The sequence below is a fragment of the Streptomyces rectiviolaceus genome (assembly GCF_039533825.1).
GTDB classification, from domain to species: domain Bacteria; phylum Actinomycetota; class Actinomycetes; order Streptomycetales; family Streptomycetaceae; genus Streptomyces; species Streptomyces rectiviolaceus.
On sequence record NZ_BAAAUG010000078.1, the window covers coordinates 16,717 to 33,181 of the forward strand.

The window sequence follows — 16,465 nt, forward strand, 5'->3', positions numbered from 1 at the left end:
GCCCGCCGCGATGCCGAGGGCGGCGGTGACCATGGGCAGGGAGTACTGCGGCATGAGGGCGTGGTGCAGGCCGTAGTTGCCGCGGGCCACGGCCAGTTGGGCGGCGGCTTCGGACACGTCGCCGCGGCCCAGGGCGATGCAGGCGAGCCGCAGGGCCGCGCCGCCCCGCGGTTTGACGCTGAGCGCACCACGGCGAGCCGCCTCGGAGGCGTCGACCGCCTCGTCCCAACGGCCCAGCGAGTCAAGGGTCTCCGCCTTGTTGACCTGGACCCAGCTCTCGGTGTCCGTGAGTCCGTACTTCCGGCAGAGCGCGAGGCCCTGGTCGCCGACCTCGAGGGCCTCCAGGGACCGGCCGACGCCTTCGAGCACGGACGGCAGGTTGACGTGGATGTGCGGGATCCGGGAGACCAGTCCTGGCGGCTCGACGCACCGGTCCCTGACCGCGTACATCTCCGCGAATCCCTGCTCGACGTCGCCCGCGTCGACCAGGAGACCGCCGTAGATGAGCCGGGCGTTGAGTTCGATCTCCTCGGCCTTGACCATCCGGGCGTACTCGACGGCTCGTCGGGCCGCCGCCAAGGTCTCCGCACCTGGGTTGTGGAGCATGCCCCAGGAGGCGACGTTGGTGAGGACCTCGGCGTGCACCTCGGACGGCGGGAGGCCGCGGACCAGATCCTGGGCTGTGGCGATCTCCGCCCAGCCGTCGCCCCGGCCGAGCGTCGAGGTGAGCCGGGAGCGCTGGATCCAGAACCAGGCGGCGCGCAGGGGATCCTGCTCGTCCTCGAGGATCCGCAGGGCACGCTTGGTGATCTTCAGGGCGCGTTCCCGCTCCCCGCAGAGGCGTCCCGCGACGGCGGCCTCCGCCATGAGGTCGAGGTAGCGCAGCGGGGTGGTGGCGGGGTCGCAGCCGCAGGGAGGGTAGACCTCGGCGTAGTCGAGGGGGCGCAGTTCGAGGCGTATGTCCTCGGGGGCGTCGTCCCACAGCTCCATCGCCCGTTCGAGGAGGCGCAGTTGCTCGGAGTACGCATAGCGGCGGCGGGCCTCGACGGAGGCCCGCAGGACGGCGGGCAGGGCCTTCGCCGCGTCGTGCGCGTGGTACCAGTAGCTGGCGAGGCGGGCCGCGCGCTGGTCGGCGGCGACGAGTGAGGGGTCGGCTTCGAGGACCGTGGCGAAGCGGCGGCTGATCCGGGAGCGTTCACCGGGCAGCAGGTCGTCGCCGACGGCCTCGCGCACCAGGGAGTGCCGGAAGCGGTAGCCGTCGCCGTCGGGCGAAGGCAGCAGGATGTTGGCGCCGACGGCGGCCCGCAGCGCCTCGATCAGGTCGTCCTCCGCGAGCCCGGCGACCGCCGCGAGCAGCGGGTACTCGACGGTCGAGCCGCCCTCGGCGACGATCCTGGCGACCCGCTGGGTGTCCTCGGGCAGCTCCTCGACGCGGACGAGAAGGAGATCGCGCAGGGAGTCGGTGAGGCTGGCGCAGCTGTCGCCGTGCGAGGCGACGGCGAGCTCCTCGACGAAGAAGGCGTTGCCGTCCGAGCGGTCGAAGACGTCGTCGACCAGGGTCTGCGCGGGCTCGGCGCTGAGGATCCCCGCCATCTGCCGGGCGACCTCGACCTTGCTGAAGCGGGCGAGTTCGATGCGCCGCACCGTGCGCAGCCGGTCAAGCTCGGCCAGGAGCGGGCGCAGCGGGTGGCGGCGGTGGATGTCGTCGGCGCGGTAGGTGGCGACGACGACGAGGCTGCCGCTGCGCAGCGTGCGGAAGAGGTAGGCGAGGAGGTGTCTGGTCGAGGCGTCGGCCCAGTGCAGGTCCTCCAGGGCGATGACCACCGGGCGGTCGGTGGCGAGCCGCTCCAGGAGGCGGGCCGTCAGCTCGAAGAGGCGGGCCATGCCTTCCTCGTCGTGCTGGGCGTCGGTGCCGCGGCGGCGCTGCGGGGCCTCGCCCAGTTCGGGCAGGAGCCGGGCGAGCTCGCCCTCCTGGTCGGCGGCCGCGGCGTCCACCTCGTCGGGGAGCTGGCGGCGCAGCGAGCGCAGGGCGCTGGAGAAGGGGGCGAAGGGGAGGCCGTCCGCGCCGATCTCGACGCAGCCGCCGACCGCGACGACGGCGCCTTCGGCGCAGGCCGCCGCGGTGAACTCCTCGATGAGGCGGGTCTTGCCGACGCCCGCCTCGCCGCCGAGCAGCAATGCCTGCGGCTCGCCCGTGCCGGGGGTCTTCCCCTTGGCACGGGCGAGCGCGTCGTTCAGAACGCCCAGCTCATCGGCGCGGCCGACGAACACGGGGCTTACGGACCTGGTCTCCACAGCCGTGAGCATCGCACAGGGTGCGGGCGTCGCGGCAGCGGATATCCCGGGGGCCGATGCCTTCGCGCTCATCAGGCGGCCCGGGTGAAGCGGCTCCTGCGCCGGGTCGTACTCACCCGCCCCTCGGATTCATGGCGGGCCGAGCGGCGGTCGGCGCGCGCCGCCTTCGCCTCACGTGCCTCGCGCAGGAGGCGGCGGCGGTCGGCCTCGCGGATGAGTTCGGCGGCGCGGAGCTGGTGCATCTCGTACTCGAACATTTCGACTCCCTGAGCTGGTGTGACGTCCGGTGTCCGGCTTCGCTTTCTGCGATGCCTTTACTTTCGTCTGCCAGTCAGGGGTGGCACATCGGGAGAGTGCCGCATCTTGAGGGTGCGAGATGCCTTAGGGGGGTGGGAGAGGCCCTTAGGCCTCTCCCACCCCCCTAAGGCATTGAACGCCGGTGGGGCTGCGCTGCCATCAACTAGTCGACGGCAGTCCGTAGATCAGGTCCGAGTACTTGGCGATGGCAAGGAGCAGGCCGATGACGCCCAGGGCGACACCCGCCCAGGCCACCGACTTGATCCACGGTGCCTGCACCTGGTCGGGCGCGCCGAACGCGGGCCTGACCAGGACGACGAACCCGACGACCAGCGCGGCGAGCGCGAAGGCTCCGGCGATCAGCGCCGTGACCTGCCAGGAGTCGCCGTACAGGGCCTGGATCTGGTCGGCGACGCTCGCCGACTGCTTGGTCTCGAGCTGCCCGACGATGTTCGAGCGGGCCGCGGCGACCGTGCCGAGCCAGCCGCCGGACAGGCCGATCACACCGAGAGCGGCGGAGACGACGGCCGCGGCGCCCTGGAACACACCGCTGGACTTGGCCGGGGCCACCTCGTCGACCACGACAAGCTCGTCGGCGTCGTCGTCAGCCGCGTCGTCGACCTCGACGGCGCCCTCGGCAACGTCGGCCTTCTCCACCTTGACGGCGTCCACCTTGGTGGCGTCCGTGGCGTCCGTGGTGTCCGCGGCCTCCGTCTCTGCGGGCTTTGCGGCCGCCTCGGCCGCGCTCTCGTCCTCTGTCTTAGTTCCCATGCTCCGCACCGTACGGACGGAGTCTGAGAAGTTTCTTAACGAGCGGCGTCCCCACGAACCGGGCCCCCGGAACGCTCCGCCTCACGCGCCTTGCGCCACTCCGGCGCGAGCACCGACCACACCTCCATGTCGTGCCGCACCCCCTGCCACGGGAAGCACTCCCGCAGCACCCCGTCCTTGGTCATCCCGAGCCTCTTGGCCACCGCCTTGCTGCGGTCGTTCGCCGTGGAGACCATCCACTCCACGCGGTGCATGCCGCGCACGTCCACGGCCCAGTCGATGAGGACCCCGCTCGCCTTGGTGATCAGACCGCGCCCCGCGGCCGATGGCTCGAGCCAGACGCCGACCTCGCAGGACTCCGTGGCCGTGTCGAAGATCCGGAAGAGCACGCCGCCGACGAGCGTGTCGTCCAGCCAGATGCCGTACAGGCGCCCCGTGTCGGCGGCCTGCCTGTCGGCGAACATCTGGAGCAGTTCCCGCGCCGATGCGAGGTCCTTCGTCCGCACGGTCAGGGGCACCCACGGCGCCGCGTACTCCCGCGCCCGATCGATGTGCGTGAGGAACTCCTGCGCCTGCCAAGGCTCGATGGGCCTCAGCTCAGCGCCCTCGCCCAGCGATATCGCGAACATCCCGCTCCTTCGATCCGTCCGGCTCCACGGCCGGTGCGTCGTGCGTGTCCCGGTGCATCGGGATCCTCGCACTCACGACGGCCGTGTTCGAACGACATTCCGGCGGCTCGATGCTGATGCGCGGCAGCCAGCGGTCGAGGCCGCGCGGCAGCCACCAGTTGGCGCCGCCCAGCATGTGCATCAGGGCCGGCACCAGCAACGTACGCAGGACGAACGCGTCGAGCGCGACCGCCGCCGCGAGGCCGATGCCGAACATCGCGATGACCCGGTCGCCGCTCAGGACGAAGGCGAGGAAGACCGAAATCATGATCACGGCCGCGGAGTTGATCACGCGGCTCGTCTCGGCGAGCCCGACCCGCACGGCCCGCCGGTTGTCGCCGGTCTCGAGCCACTCCTCGTACATCCGGCTGACCAGGAAGACCTGGTAGTCCATGGAGAGCCCGAAGAGGACGGACACCATGATCACGGGAAGGAAGGGTTCGATCGGTCCTGCCGCGCCCAGGCCGAGCAGCTCGCTCCCCCAGCCCCACTGGAAGATCGCGACGACCACCCCGAAGGCCGATGCCACCGCCGCAACGTTCATCGCCGCGGCCTTCAGGGGGATGCCGATGGACCGGAAGGCGAGCAGGAGCAGGACGCAGCCGAGGCCGATGACCACGCCCACGAAGAGCGGCAGCTTGCCGACGATGATCTCCGCGAAGTCGTCGTAGCTCGCCGTGACGCCGCCGACCTCCAGGTCGAGCGAGGTGTCGGCCTCGGCCATGGGAAGCACGTCGTCGCGCAGCCGGTCGACAAGGTCGCTGGTCCGCTCGGACTGCGGGGACGAGTCCGGTACGACGGTGATGTGGGCGGCCGTGCCGTCGGCGTCGTACGTGACGGGGCTGACGGAGGCGACGCCCTCGGTGGACTCGAGCGTGGGGACGAGGTTGGTGAGGGCGAGCCGGTCGCCCGCTCCCCCGACCTCGGTGACGAGCGTGAGGGGGCCGTTCACGCCGGGGCCGAAGCCGTCCGCGAGCAGGTCGTAGGCCTGCCGCGTGGTGGCCGACGCCGGGCTGTTGCCCTGGTCGGACGTGCCCAGGTGCAGGGAGAGCGTGGGCAGGGCGAGCAGCGCCATCACGGCGATGGCGACGCCGCCGAGCAGCTTCGGGTGCCGCTCCACGAAGGCGGACCAGCGGGCGGCGAGCCCGGTCGGCACCTCCGGGGCCGGGCCGTGCTCGGCGAGGGCGCGCCGTTCACGGCGGCTGAGCGCGCGCGGGCCGATCCAGGCCAGGAGGGCGGGGAGCAGGGTCACCGACGCGGCGACCGTGAGGAGCACGGTCAGCGATCCGGCGATCGCGACGCCGTTGAGGAAGCTGAGCCGCAGGATGAGCATGCCGAGCAGCGCGATGCACACGGTGGCGCCCGCGAAGACGACCGCGCGCCCGGTGGTGGCGACCGCGCGTTCCGCGGCGACGGCCACCGGCAGGCCCTGTTTGAGGCCCTTGCGGTGTCTGGTCACGATGAACAGCGCGTAGTCGATGCCGACGCCGAGCCCGATCAGGGTGCCCAGCATCGGGGCGAAGTCCGCGACGGTCATGAAGTGCCCGAGGAGCACGATGCCCGCGTACGCGGTGCCGACCGACACCAGCGCCGTGGCGATGGGCAGGATCGAGGCGGCGAGCGAGCCGAAGGCGAGGAAGAGCACGACGGCGGCGACGGCGACCCCGACGATCTCGGCGGTCTGCGCGCTCTTGGACTCGGTGAGGCCGACGGCGCTGCCGCCGAGCTCGACGTCAAGGCTGTCCGATTCGGCGGCCTTCGCGGTGTCGACGAGGGCCTGTGCGTCCGCCTTGTCGATGGCGTCGGCCTGCTCGCGGAAGGTGACGGTCGCGTACGCGATGCGCGCGTCGTCACTGATCTGTGCGGAGCCCTGTTCGTCGTACGGACTGCCGACGGAGGCGACCGCGGGCATGTCCTCGATCTTGTCGAGGGTGTCGGTCATCGTCTGTTCGACGTCGGCAGCGCGCACCGTCGTGCCCGCCTCGGTCCGCCAGACGACGGTGTTGCTGTCGCCGCCGAGGCCCTCGAAGCCTTCGTTCAGGAGCTGGGTCGCGCGGCCGGACTCGGTGCCGGGCACGTCGTAGTCGTTCGAGTACGAGGATCCGGCGACGGCCGCGGCGGTCGCCGCGCCGCCGAGGGTGACGAGCCAGAGCAGTACTGCCAGGAGGCGGTGCTTCACACACCACCGTGCGAGTGCTGCCACTGACCGGCTCCCTGATGTGGTTCGTGGATCTTTATCGGGAACAGTCTGGAATGAACTGAACAGCCCGCAAAGAACGCATGAGCGATGACATAAACGCCAGAGGTACTTTGACAGGAGCTGGAGATCGTTGGTCCGGTTCGTGGCTTTCCTCACAAGGGCACAAGAGGTGTGCGAGGCCCCATCGGGACCTCGCACACCCTGGGAACCGGTGGTTCAGCCCGATACGCTCGCGCGTCCGTTCTCTATGTGTCCCATCAGACGACGCCGGAAATCAGGCTCACCCGCCGCCGTCACCTGAACGTCGTACCAGCCGTGCTCGTCGTCCGTGTGCCAGGCGATCGTGCGGCTGCCGCCCCCCTTGACGCGGACGACTCTGGTCCGCTTCCTTACGTCGCCCTCATCCACGTATCCGACGGGCTTGACGGTGAAGACGAGTTCCTTGCGGCCCCGATTGGCCAGTGTGACGTGGATCTCGCGACGGGTGATCGCGGAGGCGAGCTGTGCGCTGCCGTCCTTGCCGCCCGCGAACTCGCGCCTAAAGCCGTTCGGCCCCGTGATCGTGAAGGCGTACGCGTCCTTGGCCACCGGAACGGTCCAGGAGCCCTCGCGCGCGACGTCCTGGTGCTGCGGGACCGCGAACTCACCGGCGTACGGATAGAGCGCGAAGTGCGCGCTGGAGCGGCCGCCGTTGCGCAGCCGCACCGAGAGAGCACCGCTCTCGCCCGGCTTCACGTACGCGTCGGGCTGGTAGGGCAGCGGGCGGGCGCGGCGGGTGCCGGGCTCCTGGACCGGCATGGACTGCTTCAGGGGCGGCTGCGGTGACCAGCGGCCGCTGAACTCCGGGATGGCGCCGGGCTTTTCGACCTCGGGCTGCCGGTGGCCGCGCTTGAAGTCGAAGGCCCCGGTGAGATCGCCGGTCACCTTGCGGCGCCAGGCACTGATGTTGGGCTCCTGCACGCCGGTCCACTTCTCCAGGAAGCGCACGACGGAGGTGTGGTCGAAGACTTCGGAGGAGACGTAGCCGCCGATGGTCCAGGGCGAGACGACGAGCATGGGGACGCGCGCGCCGAGGCCGGTGGGCTTCCCCTCCCAGCGCTCCTCCTTCGCCTCGTCGCTGTCGCCGCCGGGCACGGGCGGCGGTACGTGGTCGAAGAAGCCGTCGTTCTCGTCGTAGTTGATGAAGACGGCGGTGCGGCGCCAGACCTCGGGGTGGGACGCGAGCGCGTCGAGGACCTTGTAGACGATGGTCGCGCTGTGGATCGGCGAGGAGACGCTGGGGTGCTCGGAGTCCAGGGCGGACGGCACCAGATAGCTCACCTTCGCCAGCTTGCCGCCCGCGACGTCCTTGGCGAACTCATCGGCGAGCTTGCCGGTGGGCACGCGCCGCAGGCCGCGCTCGAAGAGTGACTTCTCCGTCTTGGTGAGGGTGGCGACGCCCTCCTCAAGGGTGGCGAGCAGCTTCTCGCGCTCGGCGTCGTCCTTGGCGTCGCGCACCTTCGCGTAGAACGCCTCCATGAAGGTGAGGCCGGTCTTGGCGAGGACCTTGCGGGCGATGGCCTTGAAGGTGGTGAAGAACTCGATCTGGTTGTCGGTGAAGTTCTCCCACTCCGTGTACGTCTGCCAGCTCACGCCCGCCTTCTCCAGGCGCTCGGCGTACGTCCCCCAGTCGTATCCGGGGTGCTTGCCCTCGTCGTACGCGTCGTTCTCGACGGCCCGCTTGCCGTTCGCCTCGAAGCCGGTCTTCCCGCTCCACAGGTGGTTGCGGTTGGGGCTCGTGGAGGTGTGGATGGACGAGTGGTAGGCGTCGCAGACGGTGAAGGTGTCGGCGAGTTCGTAGTGCAGCGGGATGTCGTCGCGCGTGTAGTACGCCATCGTCGCGGCGGTCTTGGCGGTGATCCAGCCGTCCATCCAGCCGTCGTGCCAGGCCTTGGCGCCGCCGCTCCAGGAGTGGTCGAGGGCGCCGATGTACTGCAGGTCCTTCTTCTGCGCCGCTGCGGCCTCGCGGACGGGGAAGGGCATGACGGTGCGCAGCACGCCCGGCTGCTCGAACACAGACTTTCCGCCCGGGAGTTGGACGGCGTTGCGGTCGCCGAAGCCGCGTACGCCGCGCAGGGCGCCGAAGTAGTGGTCGAAGGACCTGTTCTCCTGCATCAGGATGACGACGTGCTCGATCGAGTCGAGCCCGCCGCTGCCGGGTTTGTGCCGGTCCTGTGCCAGTGCCTGCTGCAACGACGGCGGCAGGAAGGATCCGACGGCGGCGGCGCCGAGTGCGCCACCGCCGACTGCCATCAGCCGCCTGCGCGAAATCTCCGGGGACACGTAACGACCTCCAGTCGACGGCCAATGGTTCTCTGCTGATCCATTGACCTCTCGGCCGGGACGCTAGTGAAGTCTGGTTTCCCTGTGAAGACTTGGGGACGAAGTCGACGTGAACGGATGTGCGGGGCATCGGACGCCGGTGCTCAGGAGCCGATCCGCAGTCCCGCCCAGAGGGCCACCGTCGACGCCGCGAGCGTGGCCGGCACGGTCAGCGCACCGAGGCGGGTGAAGGTCCCCAACTCGGCGTCCGTGCCGTGGTCGTGCAGGATGCGGCGCCACAGCAGGGTGGCGAGCGAGCCGACGTACGTCAGGTTCGGGCCGATGTTGACGCCGATCAGCGCGGCGAGGACGGGGCCGGGGCCCGCGGGGGCGACGGCGGGCAGCAGGGCGAGGATCGCGGGCAGGTTGTTGATCAGGTTGGCGAGCACGGCGGCGACGGCCGCCACGGCCAGCAGCGCGGGCAGCGACGCGCCGTCGGGCAGGAGCCACTCGATCCCGGAGCCGAGGCCGTTGTCGACGACCGCCTTGACGACGATGCCGAGGGCGAGCACGAACAGGCAGAACAGCGGGCTCGCGGAGCGGACGATTCCGGCGGCGGTCGTACGTTTGCGCAGCAGCGCACGGACCGCGAGCACCGCCGCCCCCGCGAGGGCGGCCCACAGGGGTTCGAGGCCCGCGAGGGAGGTCACGGCGAACCCGGCGAGCGTGAGCCCGAGTACGACCAGGGTGAACACCGGGACGTCGGTCGGCTCGGTCTCCTTGGGCTCAAGGGCGCCCGCGTCCAGATCGGCCGCGAAGTACCGCCGGAACACCGCGTACTCGATGCCGATGGCGACCAGCCACGGCAACGCCATCAGGAAGGCGAACCGCGTGAAGGTCAGCCCGCTCGCGGTGAGGGCGAGGAGGTTGGTGAGGTTGGAGACGGGCAGCAGGAGCGACGCCGAGTTGGCCAGGTGGGCGGTGGCGTAGACGTGCGGGCGCGGCCTGGCCCCGACGCGCGCGGCGGTGGCGAACACCACCGGGGTGAGCAGCACGACGGTGGCGTCCAGGCTCAGCACCGCGGTGATCGCGGCGGCGACGCCGAAGACCCCGCCGAGCAGCGCCCGGGTCCGTCCACCGCAGAGCCGGGCGACAAGATCCCCGGCGGCGGCGAAGAGGCCGTCGTCCGCGCAGAGTTGAGCGAGCACGAGCACGGCCGCGAGGAACCCCACGACCGGCAGCAGGCTCTGGACCTCCGCGAGCGCGTGCCGCGGCGAGACGGCCCCGAGCCCCACGACAAGCGCGGCAGCGGGCAGCGCGGCGGCGGCCTCGGGCCACTGCCGGGGCCGTATGACGGCGAACGCGAGCACGGCTAGCAGCAGGCCCACGGAGAGGATCTCGGCGGTGACGGTGTTCAGGGGGACGCTCCGTGGCCCGGGTGGGGCGTGGTTCGGCGGGACGGATGCTCCCCATGGAGCAACGACTGACAGCGCCCCGCCCACCTACTCGATCGCTCCGGGGCAATCGGGTGGGCGGGCGGGAAAGATCCGCCGCGAAGCGGCGGTTCAGGCCGGCGCACGCGCAGGGCGGCGCCCCCGCGAGAGGTGCGCCGCCCTGGATCCCGTACGAGCCGGAGGGGCTAGCCCTCCACGCCCAGCTTCTCCAGGATCAGTTCCTTGACGCGGGCCGCGTCGGCCTGGCCCCGGGTCGCCTTCATGACCGCGCCGACCAGCGCACCGGCCGCCGCGACCTTGCCGCTGCGGATCTTGTCGGCGATGGCGGGGTTGCCCGCGATCGCCTCGTCCACGGCGGTCGTCAGGGCGCCCTCGTCGGAGACGACCTTCAGGCCGCGCTTCTCGACGACCTCGTCCGGCGTGCCTTCGCCGGCCAGGACGCCCTCGAAGACCTGACGGGCCAGCTTGTCGTTCAGCTCACCCTTGGCGACGAGCTCGGCGACCCGCGCGACCTGCACCGGCGTGACCGGCAGCTCGTCGAGCGCCTTGCCCGTCTCGTTGGCGTTGCGGGCCATCTCGCCCATCCACCACTTGCGCGCGGCAGCCGAGTCGGCGCCCGCCTCGATGGTGGCGACGATCGGGTCGACCGCGCCCGCGTTCAGGATCGACTGCATGTCGTGCTCCGAGACACCCCACTCCTCGCGGAGGCGGTTGCGGCGCACGCGCGGCATCTCCGGGAGCCCGGCACGCAGCTCCTCGACCCACGTACGGGCCGGGGCGACCGGGACGAGGTCGGGCTCCGGGAAGTACCGGTAGTCCTCGGCGTTGTCCTTGATGCGGCCCGACGTCGTGGAGCCGTCCTCCTCGTGGAAGTGACGGGTCTCCTGGACGATCGTTCCGCCGCCGTTCAGGACGGCCGCGTGGCGCTGGATCTCGAAGCGCGCCGCACGCTCGACGGAACGGAGCGAGTTGACGTTCTTCGTCTCCGAGCGCGTACCGAACTCCTCGCGCCCGTGCGGGCGCAGGGACAGGTTCACGTCGCAGCGCATCTGGCCCTTGTCCATGCGGGCCTCGGAGACGTCGAGCGCCTTGATGACCTCGCGCAGCTCTGCGACGTACGCCTTGGCGACCTCGGGAGCCCGCTCGCCCGCGCCCTCGATCGGCTTGGTGACGATCTCGATGAGGGGGATGCCGGCGCGGTTGTAGTCCAGGAGCGAGTGCGACGCTCCGTGGATACGGCCCGTCGCGCCGCCCACGTGCGTGGACTTGCCGGTGTCCTCCTCCATGTGGGCGCGCTCGATCTGCACGCGGAAGACCTCGCCGTCCTCCAGCTGGACGTCCAGATAGCCGTTGAAGGCGATCGGCTCGTCGTACTGGGAGGTCTGGAAGTTCTTCGGCATGTCCGGATAGAAGTAGTTCTTCCGGGCGAAGCGGCACCACTCGGCGATCTCGCAGTTCAGCGCGAGACCGATCTTGATGGCGGACTCGACGCCGATCTCGTTGACGACCGGCAGCGCGCCGGGCAGTCCGAGACAGGTCGGGCAGGTCTGGCTGTTGGCGCCCTGCTTGAGCTCGGTGGAGCAGCCGCAGAACATCTTGGTCTTGGTGCCCAGCTCGACATGGACCTCAAGGCCCATGACGGGGTCGTACGTCGCGAGGGCTTCCTCGTACGACACCAGGTCAGTCGTGACAGTCACGGTGAAACTTTCCCTCTCAACCCAGCAGGACGTCGTCGTCGCCGAGCTTCTTCAGCTCACGAAGGAGCAGAGCGAGGCCGGTGGCGATGGCGGCGGCGGAGACAGCGGCGTCGATGAGCCGGAGCGTGTCGTTGTCCTTGCGGGCCATCCGGGCCTGCTTGACGACGGAGACCGCGCCGAAGGCGGTCGTGGCGATCGACAGGTACGCGCCGGGCTTGGACTTCTTGAAGCCCTTGGCCTTGGCAGTCATGGGACTCACAGTGACGGTGCCTCCTCAAGCAGCGGGTGACCCCACCTTTCCACGAAGGCGGCCTCTACGGCAGCGCCGACCTTGTAAAGGCGGTCGTCCTTCATGGCCGGGGCGATGATCTGCAGTCCGACGGGCAGGCCGTCCTCCGGCGCGAGGCCGCAGGGCAGCGACATGGCGGCGTTGCCCGCCATGTTCGACGGAATGGTGCACACGTCCGCGAGGTACATCGCCATCGGGTCGTCGGCGCGCTCGCCGATCGGGAAGGCGGTGGTCGGCGTCGCGGGCGAGACGATCACGTCGACCTGCTCGAAGGCCTTCTCGAAGTCCTTCGTGATCAGCGTGCGGACCTTCTGGGCGCTTCCGTAGTACGCGTCGTAGTAGCCGGAGCTCAGCGCGTACGTGCCCAGAATGATGCGGCGCTTGACCTCGTCGCCGAAGCCCGCCTCGCGGGTCAGCGCGGTGACGTCCTCGGCGGACTTCGTGCCGTCGTCGCCGACGCGCAGGCCGTAGCGCATGGCGTCGAAGCGCGCGAGGTTCGATGAGCACTCGGAGGGCGCGATCAGGTAGTACGCGGAGAGCGCCAGGTCGAAGGACGGGCAGTCGAGCTCGACGATCTCGGCGCCGAGCTCCTTGAGCAGCGCCACCGACTCCTGGAAGCGCTGGACGACACCCGCCTGGTAGCCCTCACCGGCGAACTGCTTGACGACGCCGACGCGCATGCCCTGTACGGAGCCGTTGCGGGCCGCCTCGACGACCGCCGGGACCGGGGCGTCGATGGACGTGGAGTCGAGCTCGTCGTGCCCGGCGATGACCTCGTGCAGGAGCGCCGCGTCCAGGACCGTACGGGCGCAGGGGCCGCCCTGGTCGAGGGAGGACGAGAACGCCACCATGCCGTAGCGCGAGACGCCGCCGTAGGTGGGCTTGACGCCGACCGTGCCGGTGACGGCCGCGGGCTGGCGGATGGAGCCGCCCGTGTCGGTGCCGATGGCGAGGGGGGCCTCGTACGACGCGAGGGCGGCGCTGGAGCCGCCGCCGGAGCCGCCGGGGATGCGGGTGAGGTCCCAGGGGTTGCCGGTGGGGCCGTACGCGCTGTTCTCGGTGGAGGACCCCATGGCGAACTCGTCCATGTTGGTCTTGCCGAGGATGACGACGTCGGCTGCCTTCAGCTTGCGCGTGACGGTCGCGTCGTACGGCGGGATCCAGCCCTCGAGGATCTTGGAACCGACCGTGGTCGGAATGCCCTCGGTGGTGAAGATGTCCTTGAGGGCGAGCGGGACGCCGGCCAGCGGGCCGAGCTTCTCGCCCTTCTCCCGCTTGGCGTCGACGGCGCGGGCCTGCGCGATGGCGCCCTCGCGGTCGACGTGCAGGAAGGCGTGGACCTTCTCGTCGACGGCCTCGATGCGGGCGAGGTGGGCCTCGGTGACCTCGACTGCCGTGAGCTCGCCGGAGGCGATCTTGGCGGCGATCTCGGCGGCGGTGAGCCTGATGATGTCGATCTTGCTGTCCGTCATGGTGGGTTAGTCCTCCCCCAGGATCTGCGGCACCTTGAAACGCTGCTGCTCTTGGGCCGGGGCTCCGGAGAGCGCCTGCTCGGGGGTGAGCGACGGACGGACCTCGTCCGCGCGCATGACGTTCGTCAGCGGCAGCGGGTGGGAGGTCGGCGGTACGTCTTGGTCGGCGACCTCGGAGACGCGGGCGACCGCGCCGATGATGTCGTCGAGCTGTCCGGCGAAGTGGTCGAGCTCCTCGTCCTTCAGCTCAAGACGTGCTAGGCGGGCGAGGTGGGCGACCTCCTCGCGCGTAATGCCAGGCATGCGGCGATCCTCTGGGGGTGAGTGTGTGGTTTGTGGCCCAATCCTATGGGGCCGCACCCCCTGCACGTGAAACGGATTCCCTCGGCGGTGGCCTTGGCGGCTCCCCGCGGGGTCCCCGCGGGACCGGCCGCCCGCCCGATCGCCCCGCGGCTACTTCGCGATGTCCGCCCCGGCCTCGGCCTCCGCCGCGGCAGCCGCCTCCTCCGCGGCGACATCGACCGGCCTGCGCCATCCACGCGAACCCCGCGCCCGCAGCCAGGCGGTCGTCTCGTCCGGCGGCATCGCCGCGGCGACCAGCCAGCCCTGCACCGCGTCGCACCCCAGATCGCGCAACCGCTCCCACGTCTCGTCGTCCTCGACGCCCTCGGCGACGACGAGCAGCCCAAGGGAGTGCGCGAGGTCGACCGTGCAGCGGACGATCTCCGCGTCTTCGTTGTCGATGGCGAGCCGCGCCACGAATGACCGGTCGATCTTCAGCTCGCTCACCGGCAGCCGCCGCAGATGCACCAGGGACGAGTACCCCGTGCCGAAGTCGTCGAGCGACATCTTGACGCCGTGGCCGGTCAGCCCGGCCAGCGTGTCCGCGGCCCGCTGGGGATCCTCAAGGAGGACGTGCTCCGTTATCTCCAACTGCAGCGCCCCCGCCGGGACGCCGTGCCGGGCGAGGCGTGCCGCGACCGCTCCGGCGAAACCGGGCGTGTGGACGTCACGCGGCGACACGTTCACCGCGACGGGGACCTTGAGCCCCATCGCCTGCCACTTCGCCACCTGGCCGAGCGCCGTCTCCAGGACGTACTCCGTCAGGTGCGGCATGAGCCCGGACGACTCGGCTATGGCGATGAACTCGTCCGGCGGCACCTTCCCGCGCTCGGGGTGCACCCACCGGACCAGCGCCTCGAGCCCCGCGACGCGCCCGTCGAACTGGACCTTCGGCTGGTAGTGGAGCTCGACGTCTCCCGCGTCCAGCGCCCGGCGCAGATCGCCCAACAGGCCAAGGCGGTCAGGGGTGTTGGAGTCGCGCTTGGACTCGTACACCTCGACGCCCGTGCGGTCCCGCTTGGCCTGGTACATCGCGACGTCCGCACGCCGCAGCAGGCCCTCGGCGTCCATCGCGTGGTCGGGGAAGACGGCGAGCCCGGCGCTGGCCTCCAGGACCAGCGTCAGGCCGTCGAGGTCGAGGGGCGAGCCGAGGGCGGCGACCAGCGACCGGGCCACGCGGGTGGCCGATGTGGTGGAGTCGGCGACCGGCAGCAGGACGGCGAACTCGTCACCGCCGAGCCGTGCGGCCTCCGCGCCGCGCGGCAAGGCGAGCCGCAGCCGGTCGGCGATCTGCAGGAGCAGACGGTCGCCGGCGAGGTGGCCCAGGGTGTCGTTCACCGAACGGAAGCGGTCCATGTCGATCAGCATCAGGGCGGATCGCGCCCCGATCCGCTCGGCATCGTCCAGGGCCGTCCAGGTCCGTTCGAGCAGCCACTGCCGGTTGGGCAGCCCGGTGAGCGGGTCGCGCAGCTGCTCCTCGGCCCTGGCCCGCGCGATCCACAGCGTCGAGTCGAGCGCGACGAGGGGGATCGCGAAGAGCGGAAGCAGGATGGGCGTCGAGGCCGCGACCACGCAGATCAGCGGGGCGATGCCGAGCAGCGCGATGCCGACGAGTCCCTGTCTGACCAGGGCGGTTCGGGTGACCGTGGGCAGGGCGCCGGTGCGCGGCGCGTGGACGTACCAGAGCAGGACGCGGGTGACGACGAGATAGGCGACCGCGGCGAGCGCCACCTCGGGGGCCGAGTACAGGTCCCAGGTCTCCGGCAGCCAGGGCGACTGCGCCGACGGCGCCGTGCCGAACGCGGCCATGGCGAGCGCGCCCGCGCCGAAGCCGAGGATGTCGACCGCGCCGTGCAGGATGCCCTGGCGCCAGCGGTGGCGGCGCGCGATGCCGACCAGGACGACGACGGTGAGGCTGACCATTCCCGCGGGCACCCAGCCGTACAGCAGGAGCACGGCGACGGTGAGCGCGCCGCCCGATCCTGTGCCGCCCCACCAGCGGTCGCGGCCGAGCGCGACGAGGTGGCCGACGATGAGGCCCGTGAGGACGGCGAGGGACCAGCCGACCGTGCCGGAGGGGAACAGCGCGTCGCGTCCGGTGAACGCGTGGAAGAAGCCGGTGCCGAGCACCACGGCGGCGATGGTCACGACGGCAACCGGAAGCACCGGCCAGGGGTCGCGCTCGCCGGACCCGTCGTCCGCGTCGTGCGCCTCGGCGCCGCGCCAGAGCGTCCTGCGCCGCCCGTCGGCGCCGGACTTGGCGGAATAAGACCCGGCCGCGTCCCTGGCGCCCGAGGCCTCGCCCACGCCGAGTTCCTGTGCGCCGTACCCGCCGACGGTGCTCCATGCGCGTTCGCGTCGCTCAACTGCGGTGCTCGGGACGGCGGGGAGCCTGCTCTCGGCTTCGCGTGCCTCCCGTGCCGCTCTGCGTCCGCTGAGCCACGCGCCCGGTCCGCGCCGCAGGCGCGCGCGCAGCCGGGAGTCCGGTGCGGCGCTCTCGGTCGGTTCCATTCCCGTCCCTCTCACAGCCGGCGGTGCCCACGCCACGCGGACTCGGTCCAGAAGTCAGCCGCGTCTGAAACTCCTTCCCCGTGCTCCCGGTGAGCAGGGGATACCCCAATCGCAGCGGGGCACGGCAGGCGCACACCTCAACAGTAGGCCGCAGAAGGCTTCTACGGG

The 16,465-nt window shown here is 71.0% G+C and carries 11 protein-coding genes and 1 pseudogene; all 12 read right to left on the minus strand.

The features are described from left to right. Positions 1–2,367, minus strand: a pseudogene (locus tag ABD378_RS22545) (ATP-binding protein); the annotation flags it as partial. Beyond that, positions 2,367–2,552, minus strand: a complete 186-nt coding sequence (locus ABD378_RS22550; RefSeq protein WP_344522974.1) for a hypothetical protein — start codon at positions 2,550–2,552, stop codon at positions 2,367–2,369. The gene ABD378_RS22550 and the pseudogene ABD378_RS22545, both read right to left, overlap by 1 nt. 199 nt (positions 2,553–2,751) lie before the next feature. Beyond that, positions 2,752–3,363, minus strand: a complete 612-nt coding sequence (locus tag ABD378_RS22555) for a hypothetical protein (protein ID WP_344522976.1) — start codon at positions 3,361–3,363, stop codon at positions 2,752–2,754. Positions 3,364–3,398: 35 nt separating this feature from the next. Continuing rightward, positions 3,399–3,992: a GNAT family N-acetyltransferase gene (locus ABD378_RS22560; protein ID WP_344522978.1), complete on the minus strand. Its 594-nt coding sequence runs from the start codon at positions 3,990–3,992 to the stop codon at positions 3,399–3,401. Continuing rightward, the gene (locus tag ABD378_RS22565) at positions 3,961–6,234 is read right to left on the minus strand and encodes an MMPL family transporter (protein WP_344522980.1); all 2,274 of its coding nucleotides are present in this window, start codon (positions 6,232–6,234) and stop codon (positions 3,961–3,963) included. The genes ABD378_RS22560 and ABD378_RS22565 overlap by 32 nt, the downstream gene beginning before the upstream one ends. A gap of 213 nt (positions 6,235–6,447) precedes the next feature. Continuing rightward, on the minus strand, positions 6,448–8,553 hold the full coding sequence (locus ABD378_RS22570; protein WP_344522982.1) for a phosphocholine-specific phospholipase C: 2,106 nt from the start codon (positions 8,551–8,553) through the stop codon (positions 6,448–6,450). A gap of 143 nt (positions 8,554–8,696) precedes the next feature. Further along, complete coding sequence (locus ABD378_RS22575) at positions 8,697–9,950, minus strand: SLC13 family permease (protein ID WP_344523084.1); 1,254 nt, start codon at positions 9,948–9,950, stop codon at positions 8,697–8,699. A 221-nt stretch (positions 9,951–10,171) separates the two neighbouring features. Continuing rightward, complete coding sequence (gene gatB, locus ABD378_RS22580) at positions 10,172–11,683, minus strand: Asp-tRNA(Asn)/Glu-tRNA(Gln) amidotransferase subunit GatB (RefSeq protein WP_344522984.1); 1,512 nt, start codon at positions 11,681–11,683, stop codon at positions 10,172–10,174. A 16-nt stretch (positions 11,684–11,699) separates the two neighbouring features. Continuing rightward, the gene (locus ABD378_RS22585) at positions 11,700–11,933 is read right to left on the minus strand and encodes a hypothetical protein (protein WP_160507363.1); all 234 of its coding nucleotides are present in this window, start codon (positions 11,931–11,933) and stop codon (positions 11,700–11,702) included. 5 nt (positions 11,934–11,938) lie between these two features. Beyond that, complete coding sequence (gene gatA, locus ABD378_RS22590; protein ID WP_344522985.1) at positions 11,939–13,444, minus strand: Asp-tRNA(Asn)/Glu-tRNA(Gln) amidotransferase subunit GatA; 1,506 nt, start codon at positions 13,442–13,444, stop codon at positions 11,939–11,941. 6 nt (positions 13,445–13,450) lie between these two features. Beyond that, positions 13,451–13,747 (minus strand): Asp-tRNA(Asn)/Glu-tRNA(Gln) amidotransferase subunit GatC, encoded by a 297-nt coding sequence (gene gatC / locus ABD378_RS22595; RefSeq protein WP_016642027.1) that lies wholly within the window; start codon positions 13,745–13,747, stop codon positions 13,451–13,453. A 150-nt stretch (positions 13,748–13,897) separates the two neighbouring features. After that, on the minus strand, positions 13,898–16,297 hold the full coding sequence (locus ABD378_RS22600; protein WP_344522987.1) for a putative bifunctional diguanylate cyclase/phosphodiesterase: 2,400 nt from the start codon (positions 16,295–16,297) through the stop codon (positions 13,898–13,900). Positions 16,298–16,465 lie beyond the last annotated feature (168 nt).